Annotated in this window: 12 protein-coding genes and 1 pseudogene; all 13 read right to left on the bottom strand. The window is 53.9% G+C overall.

The genetic code is table 11. The features are described 5' to 3' along the window. Nucleotides 1-166: 166 nt before the first annotated feature. Entirely contained in the window at nt 167-1432 is a 1266-nt protein-coding gene (hflX, locus tag METMA_RS0117635; protein WP_020160433.1) for a ribosome rescue GTPase HflX, read from the bottom strand. Between the two features lie 90 nt (nt 1433-1522). After that, nucleotides 1523-1762, bottom strand: coding sequence for an RNA chaperone Hfq (gene hfq / locus METMA_RS0117630; protein WP_020160432.1), 240 nt, complete (start codon nt 1760-1762; stop codon nt 1523-1525). Between the two features lie 382 nt (nt 1763-2144). Beyond that, on the bottom strand, nt 2145-2312 hold the full coding sequence (locus METMA_RS27130) for a hypothetical protein (protein WP_156830541.1): 168 nt from the start codon (nt 2310-2312) through the stop codon (nt 2145-2147). A gap of 365 nt (nt 2313-2677) precedes the next feature. Continuing rightward, a complete protein-coding gene (locus METMA_RS0117625) occupies nt 2678-3451 on the bottom strand; it encodes an alpha/beta fold hydrolase (RefSeq protein WP_020160431.1) in 774 nt (257 codons plus the stop codon). Further along, nucleotides 3451-4173: a hypothetical protein gene (locus METMA_RS0117620; protein ID WP_020160430.1), complete on the bottom strand. Its 723-nt coding sequence runs from the start codon at nt 4171-4173 to the stop codon at nt 3451-3453. The genes METMA_RS0117625 and METMA_RS0117620 overlap by 1 nt, the downstream gene beginning before the upstream one ends. A 541-nt stretch (nt 4174-4714) precedes the next feature. After that, nucleotides 4715-4809: pseudogene (locus tag METMA_RS28320) on the bottom strand (IS982 family transposase); the annotation flags it as partial. 453 nt (nt 4810-5262) lie between these two features. Continuing rightward, on the bottom strand, nt 5263-6639 hold the full coding sequence (locus METMA_RS0117615; protein ID WP_020160429.1) for a TolC family outer membrane protein: 1377 nt from the start codon (nt 6637-6639) through the stop codon (nt 5263-5265). A gap of 202 nt (nt 6640-6841) precedes the next feature. Beyond that, on the bottom strand, nt 6842-7951 hold the full coding sequence (locus METMA_RS24985; RefSeq protein WP_020160428.1) for an efflux RND transporter periplasmic adaptor subunit: 1110 nt from the start codon (nt 7949-7951) through the stop codon (nt 6842-6844). Continuing rightward, the gene (locus tag METMA_RS0117605; RefSeq protein WP_020160427.1) at nt 7944-9170 is read right to left on the bottom strand and encodes an ABC transporter permease; all 1227 of its coding nucleotides are present in this window, start codon (nt 9168-9170) and stop codon (nt 7944-7946) included. Before METMA_RS0117605 ends, METMA_RS24985 begins: the two co-directional genes overlap by 8 nt. Before the next feature lie 18 nt (nt 9171-9188). Beyond that, nucleotides 9189-9965 (bottom strand): ABC transporter ATP-binding protein, encoded by a 777-nt coding sequence (locus METMA_RS0117600; protein WP_020160426.1) that lies wholly within the window; start codon nt 9963-9965, stop codon nt 9189-9191. Next, a complete protein-coding gene (locus tag METMA_RS0117595) occupies nt 9955-11382 on the bottom strand; it encodes a diaminobutyrate--2-oxoglutarate transaminase family protein (RefSeq protein ID WP_232216379.1) in 1428 nt (475 codons plus the stop codon). The genes METMA_RS0117600 and METMA_RS0117595 overlap by 11 nt, the downstream gene beginning before the upstream one ends. Then, nucleotides 11357-12721, bottom strand: a complete 1365-nt coding sequence (locus tag METMA_RS24980) for an MFS transporter (protein ID WP_020160424.1) — start codon at nt 12719-12721, stop codon at nt 11357-11359. Before METMA_RS24980 ends, METMA_RS0117595 begins: the two co-directional genes overlap by 26 nt. 136 nt (nt 12722-12857) lie before the next feature. Beyond that, nucleotides 12858-21311, bottom strand: coding sequence for a non-ribosomal peptide synthetase (locus tag METMA_RS27585; RefSeq protein ID WP_232216378.1), 8454 nt, complete (start codon nt 21309-21311; stop codon nt 12858-12860). Nucleotides 21312-21322 lie beyond the last annotated feature (11 nt).

The following is a 21322-nucleotide window of genomic DNA, read 5'->3' as shown; positions in this document are numbered from 1 at the left end:
TGGGATTATTTGTAATTTATTTAAGATTAGAAGGACGTTCAATCATCGGCATGAAGGTTCAGCTCTACCCCGTTCATCCCAACTCTATAATTTTATAGTAAATATCCAATTCTGATTATTTAACTGGGGAATTATCCTAAAAAAACACACTTTATACAAACCTAAGCTAAAGTATTTCTTCAATTTCTACTGATTTGAGCAAACCTAAATGCTTTGTGTCAATTTCAACAATCAATTCATAACCACCGAAATCATCTACTTGTTCTTCAAGAATTTTAGCCACAGAAAATAATTTGGCTCTCACATACCCTTGATCGGGCTTCAAATGGCATCTTTTCGTGATTTTGGCACTGGAAAATATTTCAGCTAATGCTTGATAGAGCAATTCAATGCCGACACCGGTTTCAGCGGATAACCATACACGCACTGGGGCTCCCGTCTCATCGCGATCAATACGGGGCTTGATATCATCCAACAAGTCAATTTTATTAAAAATTTCCAGCTGCCTGATTTCATTAGCCTCTATATCTTCCAGAACCTGGTTGACCTGAAATATGGTCTCGTCCCTGTCCTCGGCATTGGCGTCAATCACATGCAACAGCAGATCGGCTTCGCTGGCTTCCTGCAGGGTGGACTTGAATGCCGCTACTAATTCATGAGGTAAATGACGAATAAACCCAACCGTGTCTGCAAGCACTATTTCCGAGTTGTTGGGCAATTGGCAGTTGCGTAATGTTGGATCTAAAGTAGCAAAAAGTTGATCTGCCGCGTAAATACCGGCTCCAGTCAACTTATTAAATAATGTCGATTTCCCGGCGTTGGTGTATCCCACCAATGACACAGACGGAATCTCGGCTTTTCTTCTTTTACTTCGCCCCTGATACCTTTGTTTATCAACTTTTTCCAAACGCCGCTGAATCTGCTTGATACGTAATCCCAATAGTCGACGATCTGTTTCCAGCTGGGTTTCACCTGGACCACGCAGACCGATACCGCCTTTTTGACGTTCCAAATGTGTCCAGCCTCTGACCAGTCGGGTTGATAGGTGGCGTAACTGAGCCAACTCAACCTGCAGTTTGCCTTCAAATGTCTGAGCGCGTTGAGCGAAGATATCAAGAATCAATCCGTTTCTGTCGACTACCCGAACACCCAGCGCATTCTCAAGGTTTCTTTCCTGACTAGGTGAAAGCGGGTGATTGAATAAAACAATATTCGCGGAATAGCTTTCTACAACATTTTTAAGCTCATCAAGCTTACCTGTTCCGACAAAATATTTCGGATCAGGGCTGCGTCGACTGCCGGTAACTACATAAACAGGATCAGTGCCGGCCGATTTAGCCAACTCTTTTAGTTCTAAAAGATCTTCCTGTCCGGAATGAAGTGTTAGATGAACCAGGACCGCTCGCTCACCTGAGTCGGGACGCTCAAACAATTAAGCACTCCATTACTCTGCTGATAAAAAGGCTATTATTTTTCTGTGTTTTAACGTTTTTCAGTAACAAGATTTACTCACAATAAAAAATTATTCTTCGTTGGATTCGTTTTCACGTGTCAGCTTTACAGCTTTACTCGGCACAATCGTTGAAATGGCATGCTTGTATACCATTTGACTGACTGTATTCTTGAGCATAATCACATATTGATCAAATGAATCCACCTTCCCTTGTAATTTAATCCCATTAACAAGGAAAATTGAAACAGGCGTATGTTCTTTTCTAAGGGTATTTAGAAAATTATCCTGCAAATTCTGACCTTTTGACATCCGGTTTCTCCTTATTATTTTTTATAAAAAAGCTGCTTAAGATAGTTGCGATTACAAGTCATGATCAAGACTTATCGAATAACCTAAAAAAGATTGATTATGAATATTTTAACGCCATTCAGATTGAATTTTCATATATTCCTACTTTCTCATGTATAAAAATGGCGATAGCTTTGCATCATCATTAAAAAAACTCACCCGACCGGTTCGACTCCCGCCCGCCTATGTTGTATCCGTGCGGCAAATAATCAACGCCTAGGCCGACTTTTTCCGCATAATTTTTTATCGGTAAATTTGTAGCCGATACACATTGACTTTCCAGACAATATCTATAATTTCACCGCTCTTTTGAGCACCGTCGCCTGATTACCGTTTTTTTTAATCATGCCTGACTTTCAAAACAGCCAACCGCATCAACCAACTTCGACAATAATATTGTCGATTTGTGCAAACCATTTTTATCCGTGCTTCCTGTCAAATTCCTACGAGCTTTAATTTTATGCATATCATCCGCAATTTTGCTGACATCAAGCTTTACAAATCGTTTCATGGCTAATACCACGGCACAAAAACACACTGGGATTTATTATTTTTAGCCGTGCGGCGTACCGCATATTCATAAAAAAATTTATCCGCTACAACACAGACAGCAAATTTTCGTCTCAGTTTAAGAATTTTTTATAGCTCGTGCCAAAGTGGCCAAAAATGTAATATCAAGCACCTCTTCATTATTGATCTGATGCGGGCAAAGCCGGACACGCCCCACTTTTAGTTTACTGCTTCTCATGCACTGGCCGGCCATATAAAGATTGGGGAAAAACGTTAAAAGAACACAGTTACTGAAAAAGATAAAATAGTAAAAATCATCCAGTCAGAGCCCTATTTTGCTGTTATGCCGTCGAGCAGTCTCTTGCTTTAATCCAATAAGAAGCTCTCAACCCGCTCTATAAATATATCCGGCTGCTGCACATGCAGCCAATGGCCGGCATTATCAATGATGCTGAGATCAGCTTCGGGGAATAATACAGTAATATCATCAAGTTTGACATAATCCGAGTCCGCACCGGCGATAAATAGCGCGCTTCCAGCAAAAGGCTCTAACTGCTCCGTCTCAGGAAAGGCGATGATATTCGGCGCCATCCGGTAAAAAATATCCAGATCGATTCGCCAGCGATATTCACCATGACTCAGAACAAGATTTTGCAATAAAAACTGGCGATAACCTAGTTCCGGTATTTCAGCGGCAAGTTCGGCTTCAGCTTGTTTGCGATTGCTGATTTCACTAAGCGGCAAGACCTTCAATGCCTGAATGAGATGGTCAAAACTGTGTTTATAACTCACCGGGGCAATGTCGACGACAATCAGCTTATCCACATACTCGGGATAATTAAGCGCGAACCACATGGCAACCTTGCCACCCATGCTATGCCCCAAAAAGTGGGCCGCCTTTATTCCCCTCTGATCGAGAAACAGCTTAAGATCCGCCGCCATGGAAGGATAATCCATCACTGATACATGAGGCGATGAGCCATGATTGCGCATATCCGGCACATAAACATGAAATCCAGCCGAAAGCCTCTCCGCCACCTGACGCCAATTACGCGAGGAAGCGAAAAAACCATGCAAGATAATTAGCGGACAAGCATCCGAATTACCCAGTTCTTCAAACGCTAATTCGATCGGTTCCATTAGGCAAAACTGAATATGGCACCCAGCAAACCGCCGAAAATACCGCCCCAAACAACCAGCCACCCCAAGTGCTCGCGAATTATCGCTTGAACCATCTCCTTAACTAATTGAGGCGTTAGCTCACTCAACCGCTTATCGATCACTGTTTCAATTTTACCGACAATGTCCTCACCGATTTTATGCGCATTCAAACCTTGCTGCAGCGCTGCTTTAAAACTTTCTGATTCAACCGTTTCGGCCAACGTGAGTTTCATTTTTTCAGTAAATGGGGACTTTAAGGGTGTTAACGCTTCCGGACCGCCCATCATCATTAACATGCCGCCAAAGGAAGACCCCATGATCGATGCGACCAATCCCTCATACACTTTGTCATAATCGACCGCATTCAATAACGGCTCCAGATTCAGCACTTTGCCTCCCTGCTGTTCCTCAGCCTCAATAAAATGCTCTACATTGTCGATAGTAAAGAACTGCTGCATCATGAGTTTTTTGATCGACCCCTTAAACTCTTCAAAGCGATTCGGTATCACGCCTGAACCATATAAAAAAGGAACTTTCTCAAATAGCATATAAACAGCCAGCCAGTTAGTTATTGCTCCCGACAACGCAAAATAACCAATTGCTTTCATCAGTTCCTGCTGTACGGGGCAGACATAGCCAGTGATAATAACCGCAACAGCAATCAGATTAGTAAGAAAACTTTTATTTATTATTTTTTTCATTGTTTATTAAGATATAGCATTAAGCGTTTTCAATTTTTATTTCCGGAGCCAGAGGACTTCAGGCTTTAATCACATCTTTGTTTTTACGATATTGAAATTTCATCGACACCCGTAAAACCAATAATTATAAAACAATATTACCCCATACTTTTTGACAATTTTATCATCTATCTCTTATATAGAAGCCATAAAGCTTGTTCATTAAAAGCTGTAGTTCGGTTTAAGTATTCTGTAAAAGAGGTAGTAAATCAGCCGCACTTAATTGAAGAGCCGACCATTTATCCTGATTAGGAATAAACGACTAAGGAACGTGAGTTTTATAATTCCCGTTCCTAAACTCGCGATGGTATTGGACATATAATTGGTCAGTGAGCGATGCCGCGAATGCTCGAGATCGACAATTTCTTGGACTAGTACTCAGTCAGCCTTGTTCTGACGAGTAAAATTTGCAGCGTATTCATGGCGTGCGAATAGTGCGAATAAATTCGCACCTACAATTTAACCGCCATAATTAAATTGACTGACTACTAGTCATTGAGATTTTGATGATGCTTCGTTTACGCAGCAGTAATTTACCACAGACTCAATGGCTTGAGCTTTCATGTTCCTTTTCAAGGTGGTAATTAAAGTAACTGAATGTTACGAAGACAATTGATTCAGGCACCTGAGAATTCGGCTAAAAATAACATCCGGCTAGTCGCGATGCCTTTATACCCTAAAGGGCATAAAGGCATCGCTCCTAGCATTACGGTAACCCGTATTGAAAATCAGGTCATTTTTCAATGCCCAATTCTGAACGGACGGCTTTGAAAGGCCAGAGTGAACAATGTCCCTGCCCGGCGCGGCGGACGGCATAACCATTTGTCCGTGCGTAATGTCAGTTATTCAGAAAGAAGCTTACGCAGACATGAGGCCAAGGCTGGTGTCGGGATGCTGCACCGGCTGCATTCCTTTATTGCCAGCATACGGGCTCTTTGTTATGCAAAGCGGCTGAACTCAATTACGACAAAGATTCAAGTGATGTTTCCAGTCATAAGATAACTACTCTAGCTGAACCATGCTTGACAAAAGAAACTAACTCAACAATGGTCAAGGCTGAACTGCCGAGGCAGAGCCAGTCATGAATGTGTTGATCTTCGCCAAATCATCATACTCGAGAATACCAGCGGAGCGCTTGAGTCGCAGGGTGTTCAGCAAATAGTCATATCTGGCTTTGGCGTAGTCCCGCTGAGCCCGGTACCAATCGCGCGTCGCCACAACAAGATCAAGGGCAGTGCGACTCCCGACTTGAATACCGGACTCAATCTCTTTCAACGACAATTCTTGCGACTTAAGCGTTTTCCGTAATGCCTGCACACGACTGACACCGGTTACTACACCATAAAAGGCGTCGCGGGATTGCCTTTCCGCGCTGCGCTGTTCTTGCTTCAGTGTCGCCAAGGCCTCTTCATGCCGGTGCACCGCCTCCCGTGATCGGGAAGTAACCTGGCCGCCTTCGTATAACGACATATTCATCTCCAACCCGATGCTGTTATAAAAGATATCGGCATTGCCAAACTGACCGCCGGTTTCCATCCAGCCATTGTTTGCCTTGAGATCGAGACTGGGCAGATGCTCCGAGTCAAGCCGATTAATCTCATTACTGGCGATTCTAGAGGCTATGCTGGCCGCTATAATGCGTGGATTCTGTACCAACGCCTGATCAGTCCAGTTCTTTTCATTCAAAGGCTCTGGTTTGATCAAAGGAATATCCTGAGCAAGCGCTGAGAGACGGTCATAGTATTCGCCGGTAATCTCCCTTAATGCCGCTTGGGCGTCATTCAGCTGTTGTTGAGCTTCGATTTCATCGGCGACGGCACGATCATAACCCGCTTCGGCTTCTGACACATCGATGATGGCAATTTCGCCATACTTGAAACGCTGCTGCATCTGTTCGCGCTGCCGGGCCAGACTGTCCTTCTGAGCCTGGGAATACCGCAGGTTGTCCAGCGCGCTCAATAAGCCAAAATATCGCTCTGCTACTCGTAAAACCAAATCCTGATGGATAGCATTCAACTCCATTTCGGACTGTTCCACTCGTTGACCAGCCTGATCCAGGGCTATCAGCCTGTCATAGTGAAACACCGGCTGAGTAAGAGTGATGTCGTAACCATCGCTGATAAACTCATCCTGTCCGCCGACGCCGATTGCCTGCGGATCCTTTAAGTTGATGTTCTGAAGATTGCCGGTGATATTGGCGGAAAGATCTACTTTAGGCAGCCAGGCCTGGGCCATTGCCTGATTTTGCAGTTCTTCATTAACTTCGCGGGTTGCCTTTCCTTTCATCAATTGCGGGTCTTCCTCTATTGCCTTGCGATAGATATCCAGCAGATTACTGGACAGCGGCTCGGCCGCCAGTACCGGATCTGAAGTCCCTTCCAGCAAAATCAGCAAAACCAAGCCTCCAAAGCGAAAAATGGACGACATTAAGCGAGAAACACTCTTTTGCGGTATCATAACTTTCCCTTCATCAGTTGTTATTCTTCCTCTGTTGTCTTGTAACATATATCCAGCAGATCACTGGACAGCGACTCGGCAGCCAATATCAAACAAGAAGTCCATTCCAGCAAAACCGAGCCTCCAAAGCGAAAAATGGGCGGCATTAAGCGAAAATCTATCTTCTACGGCATCATAACGACTTTTCCACCGCTCGTGATGACACGACGCTGTCTTGCTCTTCAAGACCTGAAATCACCTCAATATTAAGCCCGTTGGAGAGACCGGTGACAAGCTTCTTCTCGACGATCTCGCCAGTCGGTAACTCGACTTTGGCATAGGGCTCATCCCCACGAAATATCAGGCTTCCCTCGGGAATTGTCATGACTTGTTCATGCCGGGAAAATACGATTTTAGCTGTAGCGCTATAGCCAGCCCTGAGAAACACGCCCAGTTTGGGCCGAATGGCTGCGCGGATTTCAAATACTTTCCGACCTTGATCGGTTTTTCTGGCTTCTGCCGCTATAAAATCCAGTGTGGCATCAAAATGTTCATCCGGAAGCGCGCCGACACTCAGGGTAATGGGCATGCCCTCTTGCAGACGCCCGGTGTCCGCCTCTTCCACTTCGCCCTTGAAAATCAAACTATGCATGTCGGCAATGGAAAAAACCGTCGTGCCTTCGGATAGATCATTGGCTTTAATGATGAAATCACCAATTTCCACTGGCTGATCCAGCACCATGCCGTCCATGGTCGCGGTAATCAGGGTCGAGGTGGTTTTGAATTGATGTGAAGCGCCTTTGAGGCGCAGCTCCAATTCGCGTTCGGCCTGTTCCAAGGTCGCCTTTGTGACATCGTATTTCAACTTGTCGTCCTGATACGCCGCGTCGGAAATCAGATTTTGGTCGTGAAGATGACTGCGCCGTTCCAGTTCGGCAGCCGCCCGCTGGTGCTCAAGGCGGGCTTTTTTGATTTGCGACTGAACCGCGCTGACTTCCACCGGGTCAGCACGCAGTCGTATGCGGGCAAGCAAATCCCCACGCTTCACCCATTGCCCTTGCTTAACAAGAACTTCTTCGAGCACACCGTTTGCTTGAGATTTGATCTTGACTCGCCGATTGGGAACAATCTGCCCGGTGGCGATGGTATATTGTTCAATGGTCATGCGAGATGGTTTTTCTGTCCGCACGGAAGGCACGCTAGCGCCGGCTGAAAAAAACAGCCAAAAACCACTGCCAAACACGATGGCAAAGACCACCAAAATCCAACCGGTACGAACCGCAATTCGACGAAAATTATTCATGTCTGAGCGCCTCAATAGGCGATACACGAACCGCCTGACGAGCCGGCAGATAGCCTGCGATAAGGCCTGCAAGCACTAAAACCCCAAGTGCCGAGACCGCGACGGAGAGATCGACTTGAGGATCGCGAAAGTAATCTGATTCGATGCCGGCCCGGCTAATCAACTCGATAAGCCCTACCCCGGCAACTAATCCCACATAGCCTGCGGCTAGAGTGATAACCAGTGTCTCGTGCAATACCATGAAAAGTATGTCGGCCGAGGAAGCGCCGATGGCTTTGCGAATACCGAATTCACGCGTGCGCTCCTTGACCGTAACCAGCATCGTATTGCTGACCCCGACGCAGCCCGCCATCAATGTACCGGTTCCAACAATAATCATGAATAGCCTGATACCGCTCATTAGCGACTCCACTTTTTTTACTTCATCACTGATATCGTAGATTTCCAGTGCGGAGGAATCATTTGGGTCAAAACGATGCCGTCGGGATAAAAGTCGAATGGCATCCGGCTTGATATCCGTCCACCTATAACCCGATGATACAGTCAAGGCAATCATATTGACTGTCGGTGCAGGGTCAAACACTTGTCTCAACGTGGCGTATGGAATATAGACGCGATTGGGCGACTGTTCCCCCAACGCTTTATTGTAGACCCCAATAACAGTGAACGGTGTTTCGCCCACGAAAATCGTTTTTCCTACCGGATTGAGTTGGTTTTTCATCAGCACATCATTAACCCTGGCGCCGATTATGGCGACTTTACGTGATTCACGCTCATCCAATTGATTAATCTGCCGACCGCTCAGCAAAGATAATTTTTGAATGTCGGCATTGACGGCGCTAATGCCATTTATTTGGAATGCACCGGTATTTTTTCCATATCTCATAACATAGCCTTTATCCAATAATTTGGTAGGTCCGACGGACTCCACCCCTGGTAAGTTTCCGAGCCAGGCAACGTCATCAATCTCCAGGCTCACTGTACGGCCCGGGGTTAAACCTTTATATGACAGGGAGGTTTTACCGCCATTGATCCATACGCTATTTAGCGCCGTGTCCTGGAATAGCGCCATTGTGCCGCGCTCCAGCCCTTTCCCCATTCCTAACAGTAGAACCAGCATAAAAATGCCCCAACTGACTCCAAAAGCAGTCAAGCCTGTGCGCAATTTGTGCTTGCTAAGGGATTGGCCGAGCTCGGTCCAGCGTTCAATATCAAACATGAGTTGTATGGCCCGTGGTTAGAAGTTTCTGATTTGCCCATCCTGCAAATGGATAACTCGACGAGTTCGTGCAGCAATTTCTTCATCATGCGTGATGACGACAAGGGTCTTGCCTTCATGGTTTATTTCGGTGAACAATTCCATCACTTCCTCTGAAGTTTTAGTGTCTAGATTGCCGGTTGGTTCGTCCGCTAGAATCAGAGGCGGATCGGTAACCAATGCGCGTGCGATGGCTACCCGCTGCCGCTGCCCGCCCGACAACTCCGAAGGCATGTGATCCATGCGATGGTCCATCCCCATACGCTCTAACAGCTTCCGCGCCCTCGCCTCTCGTTGCTTGCGAGGAACCTTTCGGTAATAAAGCGGCATGGCCACGTTTTCGAGAGCACTCTTGAAAGGCAACAGATTGAACGACTGGAATACGAAGCCGATTAATTGATTGCGATGCCGGGCAGCCTCCGTTTCAGAAAGCGGCTTTATCAAAGTCCCGTTCAAAATGTACTCGCCGTCGTCGTAACGATCCAGAATTCCCAGCACATTAAGCAAAGTCGATTTGCCCGAGCCCGATGGCCCCATGATCGATACAAACTCCCCCACTTTGACAGACAGGTCGATCCCCTTCAATACTGGAACTTTCATTGATCCAAGATTATAGGCTTTCGTGAGAGTCTTTACATCTATCATTGGTTTCTCAAAAACCCCTTCCAATGCATCGATAGCCAAGTGCTGTTTTTTCAATGGTTCAGTTTGCGTCTCTTGGAGAGACTTAGCACGTTCAGGATGTTTACCCAGCATGGAGTACCCCTACCTCCGCGCTCTCAACTGCCTGCTCAAAACGATCCAGTATTTCACCGGCGTCGGCCTCGGTCGCGATGAGAGGCGGCAGAAAACGAAGCACACAACCATTGCGCCCCCCGGTTTCAATGATCAGCCCGTTATTAAAACAATTACGCTTTATCACCCTGGCGAGTTCCCCGTCGGGATCCCCCGGACGGTCGTCGGCGCCCGGTCTCACAACTTCAATGCCGATCATCAACCCAAGCCCGCGCACATCGCCCAGAACCGGATAGTGCTGCGCGATTTCGATCAGGCCTTTTTTCAAAATATCGCCAATCTTATTAGCATTGTCAACAAGTCCATCTCTATCGATCACTCGCATCGCGGTACTTCCGGCGACCATTGCCAACTGGTTACCTCTGAACGTGCCCGCATGCATGCCGGGCGTCCAGACATCCAGTCGTTTATCGTACACCACGACTGACAGCGGGTAACCGCCGCCGATGGCCTTGGATAAAACAAGTATATCCGGCGTTATACCGGCGCGCTCAATGGCAAATAGGGTGCCGGTCCGTCCAAGTCCTGTCTGAACCTCGTCGATGATCAGAGGCACATCAAATTCAAGCGTCAATTTTCTCAGTGCTTGCAACCAGTAAATGGAAGCGGGTATCGCGCCGCCCTCACCCTGCACAACTTCGACGATGATGGCGGCCGGCTTCGGCACCCCGCTTTCAGGATCCGATAAAAGCGTGCGCAGGTAATTGATCGACAGCTGGTCGGTTTGAGTGCCATTGGTTCCGAATGGGCATCGGAAGCGGTAAGGGAAAGGTGCGAATTGCACATCGCCCGTGGTCAGGCCCACACCGGTTTTAGGGTGTAAATTACCCATGAGGCCGAGAGCACCTGAAGTCATGCCATGATAGCTGCCGTGAAACGCTATGACACCCTGTCGTTTAGTATAAAATTTCGCCAGTTTGAGCGCGGCCTCGACCGCGTCAGATCCGGTCGGCCCACAGAACTGTATCCGTCCTTCGTCGCGCAACTTCGGCGGCAGCCGCGAGAATAGATCATTGACAAATTGAATCTTGGCCGGGGTGGAAAAATCAAGTGCCTGTTGAATGCCATCCGATGAAATATACTCAACAACCGCCTGTTTAATTTCAGGATGATTATGTCCCAGCGGCAAAGCCCCGGCAACAGCCAGACAATCTATGTACTCGTTTCCCTGGGAATCCCGAACACGAATCCCATGACCCGTTGAAAATACTCTGTTAAAGAATCTGGCGTAAGTTCTCGCATTTGACTCCAGGAGTTTAAGATGATCGTATGGCATGCTGTTTCTCCTTAATTTAGTTTTTGATTGCATTTTCTGCCGAGAAGCCCCGACATTAATGATTTTTTTCAAGCGTTTAGCGCTCATTTGCGCCAGGCGCATCCGGCACGACCAGATCCAACCGGCGCAGTCTTGTTAAAAATCCGACCAGTGAAATAAGTACCCCTATAAAGCCGCTGATAACGAACATCAGTCCAATGCCACGCCCTTTTCCTGTGCCAATCCAAGGGCCCAACGTCTGTTCCAGCACACCGCCTTCAGAAAGAGCGGGTTCAAGAATCTGTTCGGCGGAAAACCCACCCGCCATGGTGACAATGCTTATAGTCAGCAAAGCGGCGACATTGATAATCGAAAAGATTCTGCCCTGATACTCATTCGGAATTTTTCTCATCCACAGCGAGTGATTGCAGCCTTGAGCGAAGCCTGCCACCAATAAGGCGGTAAACACCGACGCACAGTAAAGTTTGAATGAGGTATTGACGCCAACCAGCAATATGCAAATAGCCAGTACCACATCAGCCGCCAGGGCCCAAAGCATCAAGCGCTTAAGTTCTCCCATCGCCGCCAGTATGATTGAGCCAATCAAGCCTCCCACGCCGCCGACCGTGAGAATGATGCCCAAGTCGTCTTCGGAGTAATGGGAAAGCACCAGAGGCATGATCATCGTCGACGCGAGAGTCACCAGACCTTGCTGAAGAACGGTGTATACCAGCAACCATCGCATCATTGGCTCTTTCTTGAAATACGCCAGCGCCAGGGTGACGCTGCCGCTTGTCGTTCCGGTATGATCGGCCCTGATGTTGTTGATGTTGCGGCTGACTCTGCTGGCGTAAAAAAAAGCGTTTAAAATCAATATAGAGCCCGTAGTAAATGCAATGATGTCGATAAAGACTATGCCCTGCAGCCCTATCTGAGCCATCAGGCTGCCCGCGACCAACGGCGCAAACATAGTTAACATATTGGTGCTCACTCCCATCAAGCCGCTGGCCTGCGTATATTTTTCCTTGGGTAGAAGCTTGCTGACAGAAGCCGTATAGGCGGGCGTCCTGAATGCCCCGATCAGTGACACCGCGATATTAAAGGCATAAAGATGCTCGACCTCAAGGCTATTGCGCCAAAGAAACCATGCCAGCGTCAGTAATAAAACGACAGCAGTCAGATCGGCCACAACCATCACATAGCGCCGATCGAAGCGGTCAGCGATGCTGCCGGCAATCGGCATGACAAGCACGGCCGGTAAAATAGCCGCCACCAACACGCCGGAAAAATCCAGGGCCGAGCCGGTTTTTTGATATACCCATACGCCTAATGCGAACTCCATCAGCGAGGTGCCGATCAACGCGACAGTCTCGCCGCACCAGAGCAGATAGAATGGCCTCCCCAATACCGTCAAACTTGTACTTTGATAGGTCTCTTTTTCCAATTCTTTTGCCGTGTTCATAGGATGTGATTTGTTAATTTAGGGTTAAAAAACCGAAATAAATAGTGTCCTTTGCCCGAACCCGGCCCGACATAAAGCGTGTTTGAGCGGCCAAGCCGGTTCGCTGCGGGCGGGGATATCCGGCTCGGCGCCTCAATCATTTATGCTTCCCCAATTCCAGCCAATCCACCAGGGCATTGACATAAGGCTGCTTGATAACAGTCATATGATTTCCTTCGCTTTGCCAATAGTTGAGATCGTTAACCCAATACCGCCATTTTGCGACAACGGCTTCCTGGTCAGAGTGATCAGTGTTGGCCAACACCAGCCGCAGTGGTCCGGCATAGTGATGTTCCGGACAATAGCGGGTTCTTAATGCCGTGCCGAATGTACGGAATGTGCCGAGCAGCATTTCGGGTTGGGATTGTTTAGGCATCAGTCCGACGCCTACCAGCCGTTGATGCAGCAGTTTCAGCTGCGCATCGCCTTCAAGCCCGTCCAGATCGGCCGATTGTATTTCCAGAGAAGCACCGCTCGATTGCTCATAGATCTCGACCAATTTCATCAGCACTTCGGATTCCGTATATTCCCGCATCATGCTGTCCGACTCATGCGGAGCTTCAGTATCGACCAGGGTCAGAGAGGCTACACGACGCCCGCTCCCGGCCAGTTGCAGCGCCATTTCGAAAACGATCCATCCGCCAAAGGAATGGCCGATCAGATGCAACGGACCTTCCGGATATAACGACTGGATCGCCCGCAGGTAGGCTTTGGCAGCGGCGGGTACGGCCGCATGCGGCACAGTTTCGCCGTCCAGTCCGCGCGGCTGGAAGCCATAAACCGGTCTTGAAGATCCCAGCGCCAGGGTCAAGTCGGTGAACGCGCTCACACTGCCTCCCGCGCCCGGCACGCAGAACAAAGGCGTGCTGGCGAAACTGCCGGACTGAAGCGCCACTAGCGGATCATAGTCGACGTCGCAATCAGTCGGCTCTGCGGCGCTAGCCTCCCGGATTGAGGTGGAAAGCGCCGCCCCCAGCGATTCAATATGAGGAAGTTCCATCATGGTTTGATGCGAACCCGTCACCGGTATCAGCCGTATTTGCTGTTCCGGCAATACCGAGTCCCAATTCCGGAAGAGACTTTCTCCGGCATGTTCGCTGGTGGCATATAAATGGATCGGGATCGGCAACTTGCGGGCGCAGTATTGCGCATCGGCTATTCTATGGCTGTGCCAGCGAAGCAAAAACTTCCGAAATTCATCGACAGTCAGATGAGCCGGCAGCATAGACAAGGCCTGGAATTTGCTCACCAATTCCGCAAAGTCCATTGAAGAAGCTGCCGATGTTATTTCATCGGCCATCGCCGGAGGCATATCTTCTGCCAACATGAAATCCAGCAATAAGGCCGTGTCATCGACGTTCGTCACGATGTCTTTTGCATTCGCGCAGTTATAGTATGAATCCAGCAACCCCAGAAACTCTACCGTCTCATCCTCGCCAATCAGTTGCGCGGCGACTTCATAAGCAATCGTCCCGCCGAGCGACCAGCCGGCGAGGCGGTAAGGCCCATGCGGCTGTACCGCACGTATCATCCGCACTAATCTGGAGGCCATTGCTTGCATGCTGCGGTAAGGCACTTCGCTTAGCGGTTGTCCCGCCAAACCGTAAACCGGTATGTCACTATCGATATATTGCACGAGATTAGGACCATAGAGCATTTCGCCCGTGACCTCGTGAACCAAAAACAGCGGGGGCTGATTGCCGGTTTTCCTCAGCGGTATTGCGTGTGCTTCCGTTATCCGGGTGTCTTCACGAATCGCCCAGGCCAGCGATTCGATAGTCGGCTTTTCAAATAACAACGCTATGGAGATCTCGATACCTTCCTGCTTCAACAGGCTCAACAATTGAACCGCCGATAAAGAGTGTCCGCCCATCTCGAAGAAATTAGCCGTCACGCTGACAGAGTCGACCTGGAATAACCGGCGCCAAACCGCGGCAATTTTCGCTTCATCGGTTGATCGCGGCGGCACAAAGTCCGGATAGGCATTCGGCATGAAGTCCGTCGCGCATAACGCCTTGCGGTCCAGCTTGCCGTTGGCGGTCAGCGGCAGCGCCTCCAGATGCACGAAGGCGACAGGCACCATGTACTCGGGCAGCGTCTCGGCCAGATGCGCGCGCAGACTGTCCACGGTCACGTCGGCATCGCCGGTGTAGTAGGCCACCAGCCGCTTGCCGCCTGGCCCGTCCTCGCGGGCCAGCACGGCCGTTTCCCGGACCTGCGGATGTTCGGCCAGCCGAGCCTCGATCTCGCCCAGTTCGATGCGGAAGCCGCGCACCTTGACTTGGAAATCGTTGCGGCCCAGGAATTCGATGCTGCCGTCTTCCCGCCAGCGGCCCAGGTCGCCGGTCTTGTACAGCCGGGCTTCGGGATCGTTGTTGAATGGATCGGCGATAAAGCGTTCGGCGGTCAGCTCGGGCCGATTCAGGTAACCTCGCGCCAGCCCGGCGCCGCCTACATACAGCTCGCCCATGACGCCGACCGGAACGGGTTCGAGATGAGAGTCCAGCAGGTAGACGTGGGTGTTGGCGATGGGCTTGCCGATCGGCGGCAGGCCCTCATTTCCGGCCGGCACCGGGCAGGAGGTCGAAACCACGCTGTTCTCGGTAGGGCCGTAGTTGTTGACCAGTTCGAACGAGAATCCGGCCGGCGGATAGCCGTGCAGCCGGTCGCCGCCGGCCAGCAGGCAGCGCAGGGCCAAGTTTTCGGGTTGGGGTGTCGTCAGCATCAGTTCCGCCAGCGGCGTCGGCATGAACGCCACCGTGATGCGATCGTCGGTCAGCCGTTGCCACAGCGCCTCCGGCTGGCCCAGCAGTTCGGGCCGGACCAGGTGCAGGCTGGCGCCGGCCAGCAGGTACGGCCAGGTTTCCCAGGCGCTGGCGTCGAAAGCGAGGCCCGCCAGCTGCGTGGCCCGGTCGGCGGCGCTCACCTGGAACTGCCGGTTGTGCCAGCTGACCAGGTTCATCACGCCGGCGTGCGGCACCATGACGCCCTTGGGCTGGCCGGTGGAGCCGGAGGTGTAGATGACATAGGCCAGATGCGCCGGGGTCAGGCCGACTGCCGCCAGGTCCGGATTATCGGAGGGCTGATGAGCCCACTGCGCCGCATCGGCAAAAAGGTCAATCAGCCTGAAGCCGCCTGAGCGATCGGCCAACCGGGCTTTCAGGCTGCTATCGGTCAACAGTGCCAGCGGGGCGCAGTCCTCAAGCATGTAGGCCAGCCGCTCCTCGGGATACGCCGGGTCCAGCGGCACGTAGGCCGCTCCCGCCTTGAGCACGGCAAGCAGGCTGATCACCAGCTCGAAGCCGCGTTCCAGGCAGATCGCCACTCGGTCGTCGGGCTTCACGCCCAGGCTGCGCAGGTAATGCGCCAGGCGGTTGGCCCGGGCATTCAGTTCTGCGTAGCTCAGTTCCTGGTCATCGAACACCAGCGCCGCCGCTTCCGGCGTATCCCGCACTTGCGCCTCGAACAGTTCGTGGATGCAGCAAGCATGAGGATAATCGGCCTGGGTGGCGTTCCAGTCGTACAGCACCTGACGGCGCTCGGCCTCCGGCAGCACGCCGACCTGGCGCATGGCGGTGTCCGGTGCGCTTTCCAGGGCGTCGAGCAGGTTTTCCAGCGCCGTGTACATCAGGGCGCACAGCCGTTCCGGCGCCACCGACGGCAAGGTTTGCGCGGTCAGCGAGAAGCCTTCGCCCAGGTCGTCCACGGATAACACGATCGGGTAGTTGGTGCGCTCTTCGCCCGACAGAAGTTCGATGCCCTGCCATTCGGGCGTGCTTTCCGCCGGCGCGTCGGCCTGGCTGTGCCGGTAGTTGAGCAGTGCGCTGAAAAGCGGCGCCGGGGCCTGCACGCCGCTGCAGCGCTGCGCCAGACTCAGCGGCGCATGTTCATGGCGCAGCAGGCTGGCTAGCCGGCTCTGCACTTCACGGATTTGTTCCAGGACACTGCCCTGGGTCAGCTGCACTCTCAGCGGCAGCGTATTGATGAACATCCCCAGCACCCGGTCAGCACCCTCGCCGCCCTGCATGCGCCCGAATAGCACCGTGCCGAACACCACGTCGTCGCGCCCGGAGGTCCGCGCCAATACCGCGGCCCAAGCCAGATGGAACAGGCTGGCGGCGCTGATGCCCAGGGTCCGCGCTTGTTCCCGCAGGCGCCGGGCAAGTTCGAGGTCGAGGTCTTGCTTCGCTTCCTCGACCCCCGAACCGTCGCCCTGCACATCGAGCAGACCGAACGGTGCCGTCGGCTCATCGATATCCGCCAGCATGCCGCGGAAAAAGGCCTCGTGCTCTTCCCGGCTGATTCCGAGACGAGCCTGCGCGACGAAGTTGCGGAACGGCAGCGGCGCCGGCAGTTGGTCGCCCTGCCCCAGCTGGTGCATCCGGACATCGCCAAACAGGATATCCAGCGCGGTGTGATCAAGCGCCAGATGATGCGTCAACAGCAACAGCAACCAGCGCTTTTCCCTGGGATCATAGGCGGTAAAGCCGCCGATCAACGGCGCGACTCGGACATCGACGCGATAATGTCTCGGATCGTAACGTTCCTGCAACTGTTCGGCCGTATCGCCCGCTTCAGGGTCGATGACGATCTCCTCGATCGCCAGTTCCGCTTCGCGCCAGACCACCTGCACCGGTTCCGGCAGGCCTTCCCAGGCCACGGCCGTGCGCAGGATGTCGTGGCGTGTTACCGCCGCCTGCAGGGCGCTCAGGAAACTGTCGAGGCGTTCGCGCGTGTCGAACGCCATCAGAGCCGGCAGCAGGTAGGCATCCCCTTCGGACTCCATCAAATGGTGGAACAGGATGCCTTCCTGCAGCGGCGCCAGCGGATAGATATCCTGCACGTTGGCCGCCCCGCCCGGCACGGCCGCCGTGATGCGGTCGATATCGGCCTGTTCCAGACTGACCAGCGGCAGCAGGTCCGGGGTGATGGCCGTCGCATCGGCCGGAATGCGGTTGGCCGGGATGACCAGTTGCTCGGCGTGGCTACCGTTGTCGGCCAGCGCCGCCAGCCCGGACAGCGTCGGCGCGGCGAACAATGACCGCACGTCGACATTCAGCCCGGCCTGGCGCATGCGTGCGATTAAGGTCACCGCCAGCAGCGAATGCCCGCCCAGTTCGAAGAAATTATCGTGGCGGCCGACCCGGTCGACCTTGAGCAGTTCGGCCCAGAGGGCGGCCAAGGCCTGTTCGGTCTCGCCTTGAGGCGCTTCGTACTGCCGCGATTGCAGGGCGCCGACATCCGGCGCCGGCAAAGCTTTGCGGTCCAGTTTGCCGTTCGGGGTCAGCGGCAGCGCGTCCAGGATCATAAAGGCGCTGGGCACCATATACTCGGGCAACACGGCCTTGAGCTGGGCGCGCAGTTCATCAATGCTCAGCTCGGCGGAAGCCGTCAGGTAGGCCACCAGGCGCTTGTCGCCGGGATGGTCTTCGCGGGCAATGACGGCGGCCTCGAGCACACCGTCGCAAGCGGCCAGCTGCGCCTCGATCTCGCCCAACTCGATGCGGAAGCCGCGCACCTTGACCTGAAAATCATTGCGGCCCAGGAATTCGATACTGCCGTCTTCCCGCCAGCGGCCCAGGTCGCCGGTCTTGTACAGCCGGGCTTCGGGATCGTTGCTGAACGGATCGGCGATAAAGCGTTCGGCGGTCAGCTCGGGCCGGTTCAGGTAGCCTCTCGCCAGCCCGTCGCCGGCCACATGGATTTCGCCGGCGACACCGACCGGAACCGGTTCACCCAGGGCATCGAGCAGGTAGATGCGGGTGTTGGCGATGGGCTTGCCAATAGGGGGCAGCCCTTCGCCTCCGGCCGGTACCGGGCAGGAGGTCGAAACCACGCTGTTCTCGGTGGGGCCGTAGTTGTTGACCAGTTCGAACGGCAATCCGGCCGGCGGATAACCGTGCAGCCGGTCGCCGCCGGCCAGCAGGCAGCGCAGGGCCAGATGCTCGGGCCGGGGGGTCGTCAGCATCAGCTCCGCCAGCGGCGTCGGCATGAACGCCACCGTGATGCGGTCGTCGGCCAGCCGTTGCCACAGCGCCTCCGGCTGGCCCAGCAGTTCGGGCCGGACCAGGTGCAGGCTGGCGCCGGCCAGCAGGTACGGCCAGGTTTCCCAGGCGCTGGCATCGAAAGCGAGCCCCGCCAGTTGCGTGGCCCGGTCGGCGGCGCTCACCAGGAACTGCCGGTTGTGCCAGCTGACCAGGTTCATCACGCCGGCGTGCGGCACCATGACGCCCTTGGGCTGGCCGGTGGAGCCGGAGGTGTAGATCACATAGGCCAGATGCCGTGGGGTCAGGCCCAGGCGGGTCGAGTCGATATTGGCGTCAGGCTGGTGAGCCCATTGCCGCGCATCGGCAAAAAGATCGATCAGCCTGACGCCGCCTGAGCGCTCGGCCAGCCGGGCCTTGAGATCGCTATCGGTCAACAGCGCCAGCGGGGTGCTGTCCTCAAGCATGAACGCCAGCCGCTCCTCGGGATACGCCGGGTCCAGCGGCACATAGGCCGCCCCGGCCTTGAGCACGGCCAGCAGCCCCACGACCAGCTCCGGCGAGCGTTCCAGGCACAGCGCCACCCGCGCTTCCGGTCCGACTCCCAGACTGAGCAGGTAATGAGCCAGCCGGTTGGCGCGCGTGTTCAGTTCGGCGTAAGTTAAAGTCCGGCCGTCGTGAACAAGCGCCGGTGCGTCCGGCTGCGTTGCAACCTGATTCTCGAACAGTTCGTGAAGGCAGCGGTCCTTGGGATAGTCGGCCCGGGTGGCGTTCCAGTCGTAAAGCACCTGACGGCGCTCGGCCTCCGGCAGCACGCCGATCCGGCGCATGGCGGTGTCCGGCGCGCTTTCCAAGGTGTCGAGCAGGTTTTCCAGCGCCGTGCGCATCAGGGTGCACAGCCGTTCCGGCGCTACTGGCGACAGGGTTTGCGCCGACAGTAAAAAGCCTTCACCCAGGTCGTCCACGGACAACACGATCGGGTAATTGCTGCGCTCTTCGCCCGACAGGACTTCGATGCCCTGCCAGGCGGCGGCGCTATCCGCCGGGGCATCAGCCTGGCTGTACCGGTAGTTGAGCAGCGCGCTGAACAATGGCGCCGGCGCCTGCACGCCGCTGCAGCGTTGCGCCAGGCTCAGCGGCGCATGTTCGTGGCGCAGCAGGCCGGCCAGCCGGCTCTGCACGTCACGGACCTGTTCCAGAACAGTGCCCTGAGCCAGCCGCACTCGCAGCGGCAGGGTATTGATGAACAAGCCCAGCACCCGGTCGGCGTCATCGCCGCCCTGCATGCGCCCGAACAGCACGGTGCCGAACACCACGTCGTCGCGCCCGGAGGTCCGTGACACCACCGCGGCCCAGGCCAGATGGAACAGGCTGGCGGCGCTGATGCCCAAGGTTTTGGCCTGTTTCCGCAGGCGGTGCGCCAGGTCCGCGTCGACAGTCTGGTTGGCTTCCTGAATCCGGCTGCCGTCGCCCAGGACGTCGAGCAGACCGAACGGCGCCGTCGGCTCGTCGACATCGGCCAGCATGCCGCGGAAAAAGGCTTCGTGCTCTTCCCGGCTGATTCCGAGGCGCGCCTGCGCGACGAAGTTGCGAAACGGCAGCGGCGCCGGCAGTTGGTCTTCCTGGCCCAATTGATACATCTGGATCTCCTCCAGCAGGAGGTCCAGCGCGGTGTGATCGAGCACCAAATGATGACTCAACAACAGCAACAGCCAACGGTCGCCGGCCTTATCATAGGCAGTATAAACCTGCATCATCGGCGCGGCTCGCACGTCGAGGCGATACTGTCTCGGATCGTAGCGTTCCGCCAACTGTTCGGCCGCATCATTGGCTTCAGGGGCGATGACGACGTCCTCAATCGCCAGTTTCGCTGCGCGCCAGACCACCTGCACCGGTTCCGGCAGGCCTTCCCAGGCCACGGCCGTGCGCAGGATGTCGTGACGGTCGATCACCGCCTGCAAAGAATCCAGAAAACCGTCCCGGCGTTCCTGCGTGTCGAACGCCATCAGGTACGGTTCCAGGTAGGCATCCCCTTCAGACTCCATCAAATGGTGGAACAGAATGCCTTCCTGCAGCGGCGCCAGCGGATAGATGTCCTGCACGTTGGCCGCCCCGCCCGGCACGGCGGCCGTGATGCGGTCGATATCGGCCTGTTCCAGGCTGACCAGCGGCAGCAGGTCCGGGGTAATGGCCGTGCAGCCGACCGGAATACGGTTGGGAGGGATAACCAGTTGCTCGGAGGCGTTGCCGCTATCGGCCAGTGCCGCCAGTCCGGCCAGCGTCGGCGCGGCGAACAGTTCCCGCACGTCGGTATTCAGCCCGGCCTGGCGCATGCGCGCGATCAAGGTCACCGCCAGCAAGGAATGCCCGCCCAGTTCGAAGAAGTTGTCGTGCCGGCCGACCTGATCGACCTTGAGCAGCTCGGCCCAGATCGCCGCCAGGGTTTGTTCGGCCTCGCCTTGCGGCGCTTCGTACTGCCGCGTTTGCAGGGCGTCGGCATCCGGTTCCGGCAGCGCCTTGCGGTCCAGCTTGCCGTTGACGGTCAGCGGCAGCGCTTCCAGCGGCACGAAAGCGGCCG

The organism is Methylobacter marinus A45 (genome assembly GCF_000383855.1).
GTDB classification, from domain to species: domain Bacteria; phylum Pseudomonadota; class Gammaproteobacteria; order Methylococcales; family Methylomonadaceae; genus Methylobacter; species Methylobacter marinus.
Note: the sequence above shows the minus strand (reverse complement) of the source record. Positions and strands in the feature narration are given on the sequence as shown.